Genomic DNA, 14,479 nt, shown 5'->3' on the forward strand with positions numbered 1-14,479 from the left:
GCAGCGATACCCGTGTGGCCGTCTCTTCCGAGTCCACCGTGCCACTCTTGCCGGAAGCGGTGCGTGCCTTGACGGTGGTCACCGGCAACCCGGTGCGCCCCGAAGTCCCCACCGGTCAGGGAGAGAAGGCCATCCAGGCTTTGAACCTGCACGGGTTCGACCGTCAGCTGCCGACCATCTACGGCACGGGTGGCGCCCAGGGATCGCAGCAGATCAACGACGTCGTGTGCGGGGCGCTGCCGTGGCTGCTCGAGCACGCCAACGTCATCCACCAGTGCGGCCGCGACAACGTCGAGAACCTGCGCCAGCAGACAGCACACCTGCCTGCGTCGAGCGCGGCGCGCTATCACCTCACTGGTTACGTCGGTGCCGAGCTGCCCGACGTGCTGGCCCTGGCCGACGTAGTGATCTCCCGTAGCGGTGCCGGGACGATCAGCGAGCTGACCGCGCTGGGCAAGGCGGCGGTGCTCATCCCGCTCGCGACCTCGGCCGGCAACGAGCAGGTGCACAACGCGCGTCACCTGGCGGACAACGGGGCGGCCGTCGCACTGGTCGACGAGGTGTCGGCCGAGCGGCTGCAGGCCGCGGCGGCACCGTTGCTGACGGATGCGCAGCAGCGCTCGGCGATGGCGGAACGGGCCCGGTCCTACGGGCGCCCCGACGCCGCCGAGCGCCTGGTCGATGTCGTGCTCGCGGCCGCCAGAGCGTAGGCCCCTGCCGGTCAGGCAAGGTGCTGCGCCACGGCCGCCTCGATGGTGGCCACGCAGGCGGTGAACACGTCGTCGCCCTGCCCCTAGGGGGCGGCGACGTCCTGGTCGCCGAGGAACAGGGCGAGCTTGCCGGCGATCGCTTCATCGGTGCAGCCGCGCAGCTCCGTCAGTACTGCGCGGTCCATCGCCAGGACGGTGTCCGCCCACTCCAGCAGAGTGGTGCTCACCTGGGTGGTGCGGTGGCTGCGCAGGTCGTAGCCGTGGGCGGCCGCGATAGCGATCATGTAGCGGTGGGCGGGCATGCCGACCCATTTGTCGCGCAGGCCTGCCGAGCGCACCTCCACGGCCGGGCCGCCGCAGTGCGCGAGCACGCATAGGGAGAGCAGCAGATGTTGCCGAGGCACACGGTCAGGATGCGCACGTGCCCTCCACGGCGTGATGCTCTGCCGGGCGGCGTTCGCTACGGAGGCCGTCGCGGGTGCCGGCGTTGGATCGTGCTGGCGTCGCTTGGTGCCGAAGGGGGCTCGGAGCTCGTTCAGGAGGCGGCGCGTCGGTGAGCGCGGGGTGGTGCGTGGGCATAGGGGTGGCGCGACTGGCGCGACCGTCCGCCATACCCGGCTGAGTGACTGGCGCATATTCGCGCTCTGTTGCGTTGCAGTCTGACCGATTTGGATCGAGTTCCGATCGGAGTCGCAAAAGCGAACGAGAGAGAACCGCAAGTGTCCCATTAACGGACTGTAGTGATGGTGCCTCGTCTGCGTGAACGGTACGTTCGGCGGCATACGAGCAGCCCCGGCCCGGACGCCACATCTGAACCAGGGCTGACTCGCCATCTGTTCGGATCACTGATCTAGGAGGGCGTATGCCTCCCGACCACATTCCAAGCCGACCGGTGCGGACCGTCCGGCTGAAGGGACCCGAAGCTAGCATCCCTCGACAGGTCTGGGCTAAACCCTGCGAGCAGCGTGACCAGCAGGTCAACATGCAGCTCGGCGGGGTCATTTCGGCACTGTTCGCGGTCGTCGTGCTCGTCATGCGGCCCGAGTCGAGCGAATTCGCGCTTACCGTCGTGCCGTTCCTCGTGCTCGCCCTGCGCCGCTCGTATGTGCGCTACCGGCGTATTTCCGTCACCTGACGCCACCGGTGCCGTGGGGCTGCTGCCGACAGCGGCCCCACGGCACCCGGCTGTGCCGCCTACGGACCGGGCGGCGATCAGAGATGACCCCGAGAGCAATCTTCGGGGCGCTGTGGAACCCCCCAATTCCACCTGAGATTCCCGGTAGCACACCCCCGAAAGGGACTACACGACATGACTCCGAAGGACCAGGCCCCCAGGTGCGCCAACCCTGGTTGCACCAAGCCGGTCCCGCAGACTGCCAAGCCCCGCCCGGGCCGGCCCTCGCGGTACTGCTCCGACGCGTGCGGGCGCGCCTACCGGAAGCTGTCCGGCCTCCAGGGTGAGAGCGACCACGACGCCTACGCCGAGCAGGTCGTCGGTGAATGCGTCCACCACCTGCAGAGCGTCAAGGACCTCATCACCGAGGGGCGGCCGCTCGAGGCCCTCGAGCAGATCGCGCTGTTCGACCGGGAGGTGCAGGACCTGACCGCCGCCGTGGTGCAGCAGGCCCGCGGGCACAAGAAGAAGTCCGCGGACATCGCCCGCGCCCTGAACGTCGGCACAGACAATGTCAGCCGCCACTGGTCCGCGGAAGCCGCCGGCCGCCGCCGCCAGCTGCGCGCCCAGCGCCGCCAGCCGCCGCCGGCCGCCGCCGCGCCGGTGAGGGCCGTCCCCCGCCAGCGCCCTCCGCACCGCACCGCCGCCCCGGGCCCGGGGGAGCAGACCACGGAGACCACCGATGAGGGAATCCCTGCCAGGGATCTGGACCACCCCGGCCAGGTACTGGCCCGGGCGCTGTCCCAGCTCCAGCGCACCAGCACCCTCACGTTGCGCGCGCTCGGCAGGAAAGCCGGCGTCTCCGCCTCCTACATCTCCCGTGTCCTGACCGGTGACCGCCTGCCCTCCTGGCGGATCACCCGCGTGATCGCCACCGCCTGCGGTGCCGACCCGGCCGACCTGCTGCCCCTGTGGAACGAAGCCCGCGGCCTGCGCCCCGCCGAACCCGTGAACCTGAGCGCCGCCCTACGCGGCCTCCTGCTCGCCGACGCCAACCCCGACGTCGCACAGCTCAGTTCACGCCTGGACCACACGCTGTCCACCCACGAAATCTCCACCATCTTGGAGGGCGCCCACGTCCCCGAATGGGAAACGATGGGACGCCTGGTCAGCGCCCTGCACGGCCGCCCCGAAACCATCCGCCCCCTCTGGGCGGCCGCCAGGCCTCACCCCGACCGCACCACCGCCCCGGGCGTCAGCCCTCTGCCCGCCGGAGCCTTCGGATGAGTAACCTCGCCCGGGCCTCCACCTCCCGCCCCGCCACACCGGACCCGCCGTGCCGGCACCCAGGCCCCCGCGGCGCACCCAGCCGCCCTCGGCTCACCACCCCGACCATCGGGGCAGGCACTCCGCTCGCCCTCCCGCCGGCCTTCGAGGCGTTCTGTTCCCTGCACCACAACTGTTACTTCGGCTACGCCCACGCCCATCTGCCGCACCACGAGGCGCAGCACGCCGTCGCGGCCACCTTCGGCCACATCATCACCCACTGGCCCTACGTCATCAGCCGCCCCAATCCAGGTGCCTACGCCTGGGAACAGCTCGTGGCCCACACCGGCAGCCGCTCTTGCCCCCTGCCCCTGACCGCCCACTCGCCACTGCAGTACGACGTGGCCGTCCTCCACCACGGCCTGGGCCACCCGCTCACGGCCGTGGCCGCCGCCATCGGCATCGAGACCGCCGTGCTCAACCATCTCGTGCGCACCTGGCAGGCGCCGGGGTTGGTGTACTGAGCCGTGGAAGACCGACAAGGTGAGCGAGCTCGGCGAAAACGTCGGTTCAGCTATTGCGGGGGTGCCGTGGGCGCGGCCACCGCCGCCGTGTGCACCGCAGCTACTGCTGACTGCATCGCTGGCCGGGCACGGGCGAGGTCACAGGCTCGTGAGTGCCATGGTCACTCAGGGAGACGAGTCAGTGCCGCGTTCCGTTACGTCGACTTCACTCCCCTTCACACCCGGAGTGAAAGTCGCAATCTGTTCCCCCCGTGGCGTACCCGGGCGTTCTCGCATACCGGCAATGGTGGTCACTCGGGTTCGGCGCAGAATTGTCGGGCACCACGCAGGGTGGTCCGCAGGATCTTCTGGGTCGCCTGGCTGTCGAGGCGCACGTCGAGGGCGCCGGGCAGCGTGCTGTCGGCGCGCAGGCCTGGGCGCAGCCGCGTGGCGTCGAGGCCGTCTCGGCGAGCGATGAGCGTCCCGAGTTCGTGTCGGCTCACAGCGTCAGGGCCGGCGAGGTGGTGGATGCCGGTTGTGTCGGATGCCGCCAGCTCCAGGAGGGCGGCGGCGAGGTCGGTGACGTGTACGGGGCATCGGATGTCGTCGGTGAACAGGGCGCCGTCGCGCGCGCCGGCGGCGAGTTCGTGGACGGCCTTTTCGTGTGCCGAGCGGCCATAGCCGATGATCAGTGACGGGCGGGCGACAGTGGCTTTCGGGTGCACGGCGAGCACTCCGGTCTCTGCCGCGGCCTTGGCTGCGCCGTAGGGGGTGAGGGGGTCGGGGAGGCAGGATTCGTCGTAGCGGCGGCCCCGGGCGCCGGAGAACACCGCGTCGCTGGACACGTGGACCATGCGGATGCCGTGCCTGGCCGCGAGCATCGCAAGATGGATGGGGCCCTGGGCCGTGACCGCCCAGTCGGCCCCGCCGCTCGCTACGTTGAGGACGCGCTGCGGGTTCACCTCGGCCATGACGGCTTCCAGGTTTTCCGCATCTCGTAGGTCCAGCGGGTACCAGGCCGACGGTGCGGCGTCGCCCGGCTTCGTCGTGTACGTCGCGACCACGGTGTGCCCTGCGGCCTTCGCCTGCCGGATCAACTCGGTTCCCAGGAAGCCGCTGCCGCCGACGATCAGAGTCGTCCATGCCACCGAATCACGCATTGCAGGTCGTCCTTGTCTGGTCGGCACACACCAAGTTCGATGTGCCCCCGACGCTATCGGTTGGCAAGGGGCTCCCAAGTCGAGTCGCTCAAGGGCGCATTGCGCTGTTCGAGACGGCGGACACGCGCTGGGGCGCCAGCTTGCCCGGAGCCCTGGCAGCGCGGTTCACCTCCGGCTGCAGTGCTCCGGGCAGGGGCGCGATCAGCTGACGCCGAGTTGGTGGCACAGGTTGACGAGGGTGGGGATGGCCGCGGCCTTCACGATGATGTCGCCGTCCTGCGGACCCTCCAGCGGGTAGGGCATGTACCGGCCGCGCTCCTCCAGTCCCTCGGTGTCGACGTAGAAGACCTGCATGCCGCGCTGGCGGGCCCGCTTCTGGACAGATCGCCGGTCGGAGTGCAGGCCGATGACCACGAGTGACTTCGCCTCGGGGTGGAACGGCACGGGCCGGATCTTCTGGTCGTAGCGGCGCACGAAGTGCTCCGGGACCCCGGCACGCGCGGCGAGCAGATCGAAGTTGTGCTGGCTCACGGGGCCCACGAAGTGTCCTGCCTCATGCAGCGCGTGGTGCGCGGCCGTCGGCTGGGCAAGGAAGCTCTTGCGGAACATCTCGACCAGGTCGTCCGCCTTTTTCGTATCGTTGAGCAGCATCTCCCGTACGAGGGTGTCTTGCCGCGGGCGCAGGACGAACGGGTGCGCCTGCTTCACGACGTTGTCGCTCCGCTCGGTGACCCGGTACACCTCGTGCAGGAAGTGCAGCGGCGGCACGCCGGCCTCGGCGCTGGTACCGCAGCCGATCTCGACCTGGAACGGCAGGAAGTTCTTCAGCTCGCTCAGGTCGTCGGCGTAGGTCGGGTTGCCGCGCTCGTCCTTGATGCGAATGCCGCCCGCCAGGACGTTCCGCGACCCCTGGCGCCGCCGTCGTCGGTCTTGTCGGCGGTGACGATCAGGCCGGTGCCCGTGATCGTGGTGACCAGGCGTCCGCCGGGGGCGAGGGCGAACAGCCACGAGACGGGGATGCGGGGCACCGAGACCATGGAGACGAGGCGGTCGTAGGTAAGGACGCCGGCAGTCCCTGCAGTACGTGTCCAGCGCGTTGATACGCTGCTCGACCTTGGTCTTGAAGGAGCCGCGGAAGTCGGCGACGCGGGCCATGGCCTCGTCGACGGCGATCTCGGCTGCGACGACCCAGCTGTTCGGGTGCCTGCTTGCGGTGGCAGGGCGGGACGAAGCCTCATTGGTCATGTGCAGGGCTCTCCCATGAAGCTTTCGGGCCCGCTCCAAGGCTATGGCCACTCAGAAAGACGCGGCAGTGCCGCGTTGCGTTACGTCAAGGGTCGCGCTCGGTTACACATCGCGCGGTCTGGTGAGTGCGTGTTCGAGTGGCCAGTGGTGGTCTAGGACCCGCGATTTTAATGTTCGGTAGGGCACCTTGCACCGCTCGTCACGGCTCCATTCAGCGAGGGTCTTCGCTGTTCCCCATGCCCGGTGAAGCGTCCCGCGGGGGTGCGAAGGGCGCTTGGCCAGCTGAAGCAGTTTGGTGCGCGGCGTCCTGTCGACCCGTCTCGTGACCTTCGTCCCGTACCTCTTGTGGTTGGAGGTCTTCAGAAGCCCCTCTTGGAAGAGCGGGATGAGGCCGTTGCGGACGGTCTTGACCCCCACTCCGAACTCCTCGGCCAGCAAACCTAAGGTCGGTATTTGGGTGTCCGGCGGATACACCCGGTCGGCGAGTCTGGCGCGCATGACTTTCTCGACATACGCGGCGAGGGACATGTTTTTATCCCGGTCAGGGACCGTCCAGGTCTCACCGTCGACGATGACGCGTGTGCCCAGGCGGGGCCTGGTTTCCACTAGGCCGTCGTGCCGAAGAAGCCGCATGACGCAGGCCACTACTTCAAGTTGGGCGCTAAAGCGGTGTGTCAGCTCGTGGTAGGTGATCACCTGTCCCGGCACGATTTTCTTCGTGTGCAGCTCCTCCAGCAGCACCTTGTAGAGCGGGAGGATCTGGGAGCGGGACCTGTCGGGGAGCCGCCGTAGTGTCGACCGCGGCAGATCGTGTAAGTCGGCCATGTTCGGTTGAGCTGCGCTTTCGAGTTAAGAAAGAGGGGCAGGAGCAGGGGCTGCACGGCTGGCTGAGCGGGGTGTCGCGGTCGTCGTCTCAGGCGCAGGAGCCGGTCAGGTGTAAGGGGGCGAACCCGTGCTGAGACACGGCCCTTCCGGCAACGGTGATGGTGTCCATGAACGCGCGGAAGTCAGACGACCTCCTCCTTCAGGCAGTGCTGCACGGCGACCTCGACCGCGTGGGCTTGGCTGTCGGGGTCGCTGGTCACCCTGTGGTGGGGGATAACGTCGTTGTCCAGGACACGGTGCACGTGTTGGTCGACGAGACACCGGAAGCCAGGGTCGTGGTCAGTGTCGACGGGCATGCTCCCGTCGAGCACAGTCGCGAGCAGTAGGCCGTATTTGGGGAGCTGTGTGGAGGCCAGAGCCAGAAGCCGTTCGCGTTCGAGACGGGTCGGGGTCTCGGCGCGGAATGCCATCGCGGCCTGAAAGTAGGCGATGGCGTCGAGGGTGGCTCGGTCAATAAGGATGACCTGGGCACCCTGAGCGGCTGCGGTCGTCTCGTCAAGGATGCCCTGAGCGATGATCCACTCAGTGGACTGAACCGTGTGGTGTTGCATCGTCGGCAGGCCGGCCGCGGAGGCGCGCATGCCGAGCTGCCCGGTGCGCGCCACGGAGAGGCCGTGACCACGCAGCTCCATCTCTATGCGCCTGAGGAGCGTCGTCTTGCCCGTGGAGTGGGTTCCGAGTATGGCGATCCGGATGGGCTGGGTGGACGTCACCACAGGGTGGCTCCTCTTCTGGTTCGGGGGCGCAGGAAAGGCCGGGCGGCACAGCCGCGACGCAGGGCAGGGCTGCGCCGCGGCGAAGACGGGCCGGAGGAGTTCATACGGACGGCGTGTCGCTCGGCTTCCAGCCGTGCTCGGTGAGGGTGCCCTCCGCCAAGTAGCCGAGGAGTCCCGCTTCGGGGTACGGGATGATGTCGTCGGGGAGCTCGTGGACGCTGAACCACTCAAGGCCGAGGCACTTTTGCGGCTCCTTGTTGACGGGCTCGCCATCCCACTGCGTCGCTTCGAAGAAGAAACCGATGCGCTCCATCGACTCGCTCTGCTTGTGATGCACCACGTGGACCAGGCGCAGTGTTTCCGGCGCGACGGTGACGCCCGTCTCTTCGAAGAGTTCCCTGGCGGCGCCGGCGCGCAGTGTTTCGTTCGTGTCGAGTTTGCCACTGGGCATGTGCCACTGATTGGTGCCGTAGTTGCCGCCGCGCAGGGAGAAGAGGATCTTGTCGCCGTCGCGGAGGATGACGTGCGTGTCGATGACGGGCTGGGCCGGCTTGGGGTTGGGATTCATGGTTCCTGGGGGGTTGTTGGTCTGGAGGTGTCAGCCGACGCTACCGAGGGGGGCGGTAATTCGTCGGCGATGCGGCTGGCGACATCCGATGGGGTGGCGTCGCTGGTGTCGAGGAGGAGTACCTTGACGCCCTTGGTCATCAGGGTCTGGGCTGCTTCGGCGTAGAGGTCGACTTCGCGTAGCGGTGCGGTCGGGTCGAGGTGGAAGCGGTGGCGGGCGCCGCGTTCAGCTACCCGGTTGGCGATGAGTCCGGGCAGCGCGGTCAAGATCACCGCCAGGTCGGGCATCAGGATGTCGGCGTTCAGGTCGAGCAGGAAGTCCACGGGCACGCCGTCGAGCTGCTGCAGCACGAGCGTGGAGGCGACATAGCGGTCGCAGATGACCGTGTCCCCGGCGTGGAGTGAGGGTTTGATCTCGTGTTCGATGTGCGCGTACCGGTCTGCTGCGACCAGGCAGGCAAGGGCGTGCCCGTGGATGGCGGAGGCGTTCTCGCGGGTGAAGGTGCCGAGCTTGCTGGTGGAGGGCTCCACGGTCTGGCGCACGGTGACGCCCCGATGGTGCATCTCCCGGCGCAGGGCCTCGACGGTGGTCGACTTCCCGACGCCGCAGGGGCCGTCGAGGGTGATGAACATTCCGCGTCGCTGTGTCATGCCGCGGCCCCCTGGGGGGCCTGATTGCGCTCGTGCTGCTCGCGGGTGAGGGTGGCCAGCGTGGAGCGGACCGCGGTGAGGGGGACGTCACCGAACTGGATGCCGACGGAGAAGTTGAACTCGTCGCGCTGGCGCATGGATTCGTCGGCGCCGTCCTGGGTGAGGTCGACGTCGCCGTAGGCGAGGAGCTGGTCAGGGTGGTGGCCGGCGGCGGTGAGGGTGTCCCACACGGGGGTGCCTGGGTAGGGGCGGAACTCGAACACGCTGGCCCGGATGGTGGCGCGGTTGCGGTCGGCGATGCGCCAGAGGTTGTGGATGTGGCGGACGGTCGCCTGGATGTCGTCGTGATCCTCGCCGGGGAAGCCGAGGATGAAGTAGCCCTTCACGCCGATGCCGTGCTCGACCAGGCGGCGCGCGACGCGTTCGGTCATGGCGGCGTTGATGCGTTTGTCCATCGCCTTGAGGATGCGGTCGCTGCCGGACTCGATGCCGAGCGCGACCTCGCGCAGTCCGTTGGCGACGAGCCGCTCCAGCTCGCGGTCGGAGACCCGGTCCAGGACGTTGATGCGGCCGGTGGCGTCCCACACATACCGCTCACCGATTCTGTGGCGGGTGAACGCTGCCATCTGTTCCTCGATGACGCGGCCGATGCCGAGGAAGAGATCGTCGACGAAGCGGAACGCGGTCGTGCCGTACTCGGCGTGCAGTGTGTCGAGTTCTTCGATGATGTTCTCGGGGGCGCGGACACGGATCAGCGCGTCTGGGTTGGCGCTGACGGCGGCGCCGCAGAAGGTGCAGTTGTAGGGGCAGCCGCGGGAGCCGACGATGTTCGCCTCCATGTGGCCGTGGCGTGCGCCGCGGGCCAGGAGCGGTGTTTCGCGGCTCTCGGCCAGGCGGCGGTCGGTCTCGGTGGGCGCCGCCTGGTAGGGGTCCTGGGGCAGGAAGGCACGGTTGACATGGGGCAGGGCGTTGATGTCCGGGCCCAGCATCTGCGCGGTGAGCTTCGGATCCCGCTGGATGCCGGTGGCGCGGGTGCCCAGCAGATGGTCGCGCCAGAGCACGCCGGGCAGCTCCCGGCGGCGGTCCTCGTCCTCCAGGAGGGCGGCCACCCGCAGTTCGCTTTCGCCCAAGACGAGGGCGCGCAGGTTGGCCATGCGGGGGTCGGCCAAGATCCGCTCGGGCATGGCCTTGGCGTGGTGTCCGCCGGCCATGAGCGCGATGCCCGGATCGAGGTCGGCCGCGATCTGGGCCGACATCTCGTAGGTGGGGGCGAGCAGGTTCATGCCCACCCAGCGGGGCCGTGCACGGTTGATGATGCGTGCGGTCTCCTTCAGGCCCAGACCGTGCGCTTCGGCGTCCAGGACCCCCACGTTGAACCCGCCGACCTGGTGGGCGTATGTGGCGATGTAGGCCATGCCGAGGACCGGCAGGGTGTAGTCGTTCAGGCGCGGGCGGACGTCGTAGTCGCGCAGCGGCGCGTTCACGAACAGGGCGTCGAGCGGGTGCTGCGGGTCGGCGCCGCTGATCAGGTCGAGGGCCGACGAACGTGATGGTGCGGGTGTGGCCAGCATGGTTCCTCCAGGTCAACGGAGAGGAAGCGGCCGGCACCCCTGCGGCAGGGGCTACCGGGATGGCGCGTGGGACCCAAAGGCGAGGGTCAACAGGGTCAGCGCGTGCAGGTTCTTGGGGTCGGGCCCGGCGAAGGCCTTCCACAGCGGCCCGAAGGACTTGTCCTTCTTGTCGGGCCAGGCGTAAGAGGGGGCGGCCTGAGCCGCCCAGGCCCGTACGGCGTAGTCGTCGTGCGGGTAGATGCTGAAGTCCCCGGTGAAGTCGGATGCGGCGGCCGCCGCGGTCCACGGGCCGATGCGCGGCACCGCGGTCAGAGCCGTCGCCAGTTCCGGCGCGGGCAGCTGAGCCCAGTCGGCGTGGAGGCGCGTGTAGTGCTCGGCGGCGGCCCGAAGGGCGCTGCGGTGGAACTTGGCCCCGACCTCGGCGAATTGTTCATCGCTCAGGGCCAGGACCCGCTCGGGTTCCGGGGCGATGTGCAGCGGCCCGTGCGCGGTGTCCACCGTCGCCCCATACGTGCGGCACCAGGCGCGGTACAGGCGACGGGCCTGGCCTGCGCGTACGACCTGCCGCAGGATTGCGGCGGTCAGGGCGTCCCACAGCCACGGATTGGCCAGCCGCTGAGCGACCCCGAGCGATACGAGCGCCACCTGGAGCTCGGCGGGCACGCCCGCGGGCAGCAGGCCCGGCTCGGTGACGGCGATGACCGGTTTGGTGTCCTCCGCGCCATCGAGGCACTGCAGCTGCACCCCGGACAACCCCCAGGAAGCCATCCACAGCGCGCGGCCGCTGCGGACGGCGCGCGCCCACGTACCGCCGGTGGTCTGGGCCCAGGCGGGGTGATCGGTCATCAGGACGGTGCTGGCGTTCATGCTGGGCTCCTTGAGGGGCGGTGCGGTTGGTGCGCCGTAGCATTCCGTGCCGGAGCGCGGCACGAAAACCACGGAGGGTACGGCGGCCGGTCAGTCGATGAGGCCCTGCTGAATTAGATGGCGGCGCATCGCGTGGTACTCGGCGCGCGTGGCCGACCTCGATTCCTCCGGAGCGCCGTCGGGCTCGGCCGGCGCGGGCCACTGATCCACCGGCGGCATGAGGTCGGCGGCGGCGTGCGAGCGGCGTTTGCGGCGGGGGCCGCGTACGAACAGGCTGACCGTCCCGGGAAGCATCACTGCCTGGTGCACCGCGGTGTGCCCCAGCGTGTAGGAGGAGCCGGGCTGTTCGAGGGTGACGACGCCCGTCAGCAGGTCCCCAGCGGTGAAGTCCCCGTCGTTGCCGTTGGTGCGGCACCGCACCACGTGCGTGTAGCCCCCGGTCAGGATGCGCGCTGCGAAGTCGTAGCAGTGATCGTGTGGGAGGAGCTGGTTGTCCTGGCGGGGGTTCATGTTCAGCCGGATCTCGAAACTGTGGTCCGGCGGCTCATACAGCGACAACCGGTCCAGCAGGAGTGTCACGCGGCTCGCCGCGAGTCGTTCCACATCGAACTCGATCCGGTGCACGAGTTGGGACAGCAGGGCCCGGTCAGCAGCCAGCCGGTCCAGAAGAAGGAAGCCGGTGAGGTGCGCCGTGCGCAGGTCCGCGCCGAAGGTGATGCTCTGCAGCCAATCAGGGACGGCGGACATCATGCGTCGCTCCGGGCGAGAGCAGCGGAGAGGGGACTGGCCGACGGGACACTGAGCCGCCACCGTGCGCCGTGGATGGCCCAACTTTGGTCCTCCAGGGGCAACGGCACCCGGCCTTTGGGGAAGTCGGGGTCTTGGCTCACGATGAGCTGGACGCTGTCGAGGCTCTGGGTAGCGCACCGCGTGCCGGCGTGGACAGCGATCACGTGCCCCGGACCCAGCGTGCGCACGTACTGGGGCAAGCTCGCACCGTCGTCTTGTCCGTGTCCGAACATCTCCAGGATCGTGCTGCCCGCCAGGTGCAGCACAACCATGCTGCCGGTACGCGGCAGCACGACGGCACTGGCGGTCACCGGCCAGGGCAGAAGTTGGTCGTCATCACACAGGCGTAGGTGTGCCCACGTGCCGTTCTGGCCACTGGGCAGGGGGATGTGCACGAAGCCGTCGCTCCGGAAGGACGCCGTCTTGTTGCGGAGGGCGGGCCCGCGCAGGTGGTCGACGACGTTCTGCTTCAACGGCTCCAGCCACTGCGCGGCGTCTGCGCCTGCCACAGCGGGGACCTCGCCCGGGGTGGCGCCGTTAGCAAGGAGGGCGCAGACGAAGGGTGGGAGGAATGGGGATTCCATGAACTGCCTTTCTACGCATACCGGTTAGCCACCCCCTCCTTCGAGGGGGTGGCCCCGGGTGCCGCGCCGACGCCACGGGGGGCGGCACCCGGGGTGGGCCTCGGGGGCCCTTCCGTGCGCTCGCTCCCGACCTGATCTCGTCGAGCGCACGGTGTGCCCGGTCTGGTGAGGTGTGACCCCCTTCACCAGGCCGGGAGGGTGAGGAGGGGCCGTGCGCACCGGTGCAAGGGGAAGGCGCGCACGACCCCCTTGGTGCCCACGCACAGTCCTCAGGTGGAGGGCACCGCCCGCTCCTACTCGGATGTGGAGCGGGAGATCAGCCGCCGCGAGTCAACGAGGCAGTCAGGAGTGCGGCACAAGCCAGGAAGGTAAGAGCCATCTCGGCACGGGCGATCGCACGATGGCTCATCGGCCGTTGTAGACGAGGGCTGCGATAGCTCGGGTCTCCCGGGCGAGCTGGAGGAGGTAGTCGTGGGCGTCCACGGCGTTCGGGATGAAGGGCCGCCGCTCGATCAGAGCGTGGCAGTCACGGATCATGTGGAGCACCATCTGCTGCGGCTCGGGCTCCCACGACGCGACGACGTCCTGGCAGGTGGTCAGCAACGTGGGCAGCACGGCCAAGAGCATCTTCGTCTGATCCACCACGCTGGGCGGTCCGAGCGGCTCGCCACTGAAGAGGATGTCGTCCTTGCGTGGCGGCGGGGGTGTGGCGAGCGCGCGCTCTACCGCGCGACAGATCGCGACGTGATCAACGCCGACGGAGGCTTCGGCCTGTTGCGGCGGGTGCTGATCAGTGCTGGGCGGCATGAGGTCCTGCTTCCTGCTGGGCCACGTCGAGCAGGTCCTGGACGGCGTGGGCGAGGGTGAGGGAGTACTGCCACAGCTCGTAATGACTGGTCTGCGGACCAGGCCGAGCTCGGGGCAGGACCAGGTCTTGGGCGTGCCCGTATGCGGGAGATTCCCGTGGCACCGCGGGCAGCAGCGTCTTCACGTGGCTGATGAGCGCGGTGATGCGCACGGCGAGCATGGCCCGCGGCGGCATTGCCACCCCGGGGAGGGTCGCCTCCGTGATCGTCTGCTTGATGGGAGCAGAGTCCACACGGTCGGACCGAGCCGAAGCCTCGTGGGGGATGATCACGATGCTCTCAATTCGGCCGCGAGAAGTACTTCGTGCGGCACAGGCGCGGGCCGGAAGGCGGTGAGAAGGTCCCGCAGCGGTCCCGGCGGTACAAGGCGGTCGTTCGTGAAAGGCCGGAGCCAGTAGGCACCAGGAGGGTCCCTCTGCTCGAGGGGCGGGATCACGATCTGATGTGGCTGCCCGAGACACGTGCCGTACTGATGTGGTGCCCACCGTGTGCTGGAGCCAGGGGGCACGAGCCAGTACAGCCACGATCGCCGGGGGTCCTCGATCACTGGTCCGCAACAGCCGTCGGGCTGGGCTTCATCCATAAGCCGGATAACGGCCCGAGCGGCGTCACCGCTCGCGGTGACCACCACGTCGAACAAGCGCCCGCCCAACGGCAATGCAACAGACGGCAGCCCCTCTTGGAGGCCCAGCAGGGCTCGGACACGGGCAGTCAGGTCCCCCATGTCGGAGGCAACCTCTTCGCGGCTGACGTACTCATCGTCACGATGAAGGAACACGGGCTCGCCGGCGGCCGGGATAGCCCAATCCGGGGTGAAGGTGCGTTGGGGCAGCGGAGTGGTCATTGCGACGCCTCGGGCTTCAGTTGCCTGGTGGACCACCGAACGGGAACGACCACCCTTCCAATGGAGCGAGTCTCCGCGGCCACCGTTGGTGGCGGAGTAGCGGTCTGCTTCTGCGCATTCACGGGGAGCTCCCTGGTTCCA

At 68.8% G+C, this 14,479-nt stretch carries 16 protein-coding genes and 1 pseudogene; 4 read left to right on the plus strand and 13 right to left on the minus strand.

Features of this window, described 5'->3' with window-relative positions:
* Window positions 1-2 precede the first annotated feature (2 nt).
* Window positions 3-710, plus strand: a pseudogene (locus ACZ7LU_RS38520) (UDP-N-acetylglucosamine--N-acetylmuramyl-(pentapeptide) pyrophosphoryl-undecaprenol N-acetylglucosamine transferase); the annotation flags it as partial.
* Between the two features lie 83 nt (window positions 711-793).
* Here ACZ7LU_RS38520 and ACZ7LU_RS38525 read toward each other — a convergent pair.
* Window positions 794-1,114 (minus strand): arsenate reductase/protein-tyrosine-phosphatase family protein, encoded by a 321-nt coding sequence (locus ACZ7LU_RS38525; RefSeq protein WP_471919481.1) that lies wholly within the window; start codon window positions 1,112-1,114, stop codon window positions 794-796.
* 458 nt (window positions 1,115-1,572) lie between these two features.
* On the opposite strand from ACZ7LU_RS38525, the gene ACZ7LU_RS38530 reads away from it, so the two are divergent.
* The 3 genes from ACZ7LU_RS38530 to ACZ7LU_RS38540 all read left to right on the plus strand — a co-directional run bounded on the left by ACZ7LU_RS38530 (window position 1,573) and on the right by ACZ7LU_RS38540 (window position 3,614).
* Entirely contained in the window at window positions 1,573-1,845 is a 273-nt protein-coding gene (locus ACZ7LU_RS38530) for a hypothetical protein (RefSeq protein WP_362991058.1), read from the plus strand.
* 174 nt (window positions 1,846-2,019) lie between these two features.
* Window positions 2,020-3,111: a helix-turn-helix domain-containing protein gene (locus tag ACZ7LU_RS38535; RefSeq protein WP_471919482.1), complete on the plus strand. Its 1,092-nt coding sequence runs from the start codon at window positions 2,020-2,022 to the stop codon at window positions 3,109-3,111.
* Window positions 3,108-3,614, plus strand: a complete 507-nt coding sequence (locus ACZ7LU_RS38540) for a hypothetical protein (RefSeq protein ID WP_471919483.1) — start codon at window positions 3,108-3,110, stop codon at window positions 3,612-3,614. The genes ACZ7LU_RS38535 and ACZ7LU_RS38540 overlap by 4 nt, the downstream gene beginning before the upstream one ends.
* Before the next feature lie 290 nt (window positions 3,615-3,904).
* On the opposite strand, the gene ACZ7LU_RS38545 is transcribed toward ACZ7LU_RS38540, so the two are convergent.
* The 12 genes from ACZ7LU_RS38545 to ACZ7LU_RS38600 all read right to left on the minus strand — a co-directional run bounded on the left by ACZ7LU_RS38545 (window position 3,905) and on the right by ACZ7LU_RS38600 (window position 13,727).
* Complete coding sequence (locus ACZ7LU_RS38545; protein ID WP_471919484.1) at window positions 3,905-4,753, minus strand: SDR family oxidoreductase; 849 nt, start codon at window positions 4,751-4,753, stop codon at window positions 3,905-3,907.
* A gap of 201 nt (window positions 4,754-4,954) precedes the next feature.
* Window positions 4,955-5,998 (minus strand): hypothetical protein, encoded by a 1,044-nt coding sequence (locus ACZ7LU_RS38550; protein ID WP_471919485.1) that lies wholly within the window; start codon window positions 5,996-5,998, stop codon window positions 4,955-4,957.
* Window positions 5,999-6,100: 102 nt separating this feature from the next.
* The gene (locus tag ACZ7LU_RS38555) at window positions 6,101-6,739 is read right to left on the minus strand and encodes a GntR family transcriptional regulator (RefSeq protein WP_471919486.1); all 639 of its coding nucleotides are present in this window, start codon (window positions 6,737-6,739) and stop codon (window positions 6,101-6,103) included.
* Between the two features lie 266 nt (window positions 6,740-7,005).
* Window positions 7,006-7,596: an AAA family ATPase gene (locus ACZ7LU_RS38560; protein ID WP_471919487.1), complete on the minus strand. Its 591-nt coding sequence runs from the start codon at window positions 7,594-7,596 to the stop codon at window positions 7,006-7,008.
* Between the two features lie 103 nt (window positions 7,597-7,699).
* The gene (locus ACZ7LU_RS38565) at window positions 7,700-8,167 is read right to left on the minus strand and encodes an NUDIX hydrolase (protein ID WP_471919488.1); all 468 of its coding nucleotides are present in this window, start codon (window positions 8,165-8,167) and stop codon (window positions 7,700-7,702) included.
* Entirely contained in the window at window positions 8,164-8,817 is a 654-nt protein-coding gene (tmk, locus tag ACZ7LU_RS38570) for a dTMP kinase (protein ID WP_471919489.1), read from the minus strand. The genes ACZ7LU_RS38565 and tmk overlap by 4 nt, the downstream gene beginning before the upstream one ends.
* Window positions 8,814-10,388: a B12-binding domain-containing radical SAM protein gene (locus ACZ7LU_RS38575; RefSeq protein WP_471919490.1), complete on the minus strand. Its 1,575-nt coding sequence runs from the start codon at window positions 10,386-10,388 to the stop codon at window positions 8,814-8,816. The genes tmk and ACZ7LU_RS38575 overlap by 4 nt, the downstream gene beginning before the upstream one ends.
* Before the next feature lie 51 nt (window positions 10,389-10,439).
* Window positions 10,440-11,255 carry a DNA glycosylase family protein gene (locus ACZ7LU_RS38580; RefSeq protein ID WP_471919491.1) on the minus strand — a complete coding sequence of 272 codons (816 nt, stop codon included), beginning with the start codon at window positions 11,253-11,255 and terminating at the stop codon, window positions 10,440-10,442.
* A gap of 90 nt (window positions 11,256-11,345) precedes the next feature.
* Entirely contained in the window at window positions 11,346-12,005 is a 660-nt protein-coding gene (locus tag ACZ7LU_RS38585) for a hypothetical protein (RefSeq protein WP_471919492.1), read from the minus strand.
* Window positions 12,002-12,553 (minus strand): hypothetical protein, encoded by a 552-nt coding sequence (locus ACZ7LU_RS38590; protein ID WP_471919493.1) that lies wholly within the window; start codon window positions 12,551-12,553, stop codon window positions 12,002-12,004. The genes ACZ7LU_RS38585 and ACZ7LU_RS38590 overlap by 4 nt, the downstream gene beginning before the upstream one ends.
* 480 nt (window positions 12,554-13,033) lie before the next feature.
* The gene (locus tag ACZ7LU_RS38595; protein ID WP_471919494.1) at window positions 13,034-13,435 is read right to left on the minus strand and encodes a hypothetical protein; all 402 of its coding nucleotides are present in this window, start codon (window positions 13,433-13,435) and stop codon (window positions 13,034-13,036) included.
* A complete protein-coding gene (locus ACZ7LU_RS38600) occupies window positions 13,419-13,727 on the minus strand; it encodes a hypothetical protein (RefSeq protein WP_471919495.1) in 309 nt (102 codons plus the stop codon). The genes ACZ7LU_RS38595 and ACZ7LU_RS38600 overlap by 17 nt, the downstream gene beginning before the upstream one ends.
* Between the last annotated feature and the right edge of the window lie 752 nt (window positions 13,728-14,479).

Source organism: Streptomyces sp. NPDC039462, assembly GCF_055639375.1.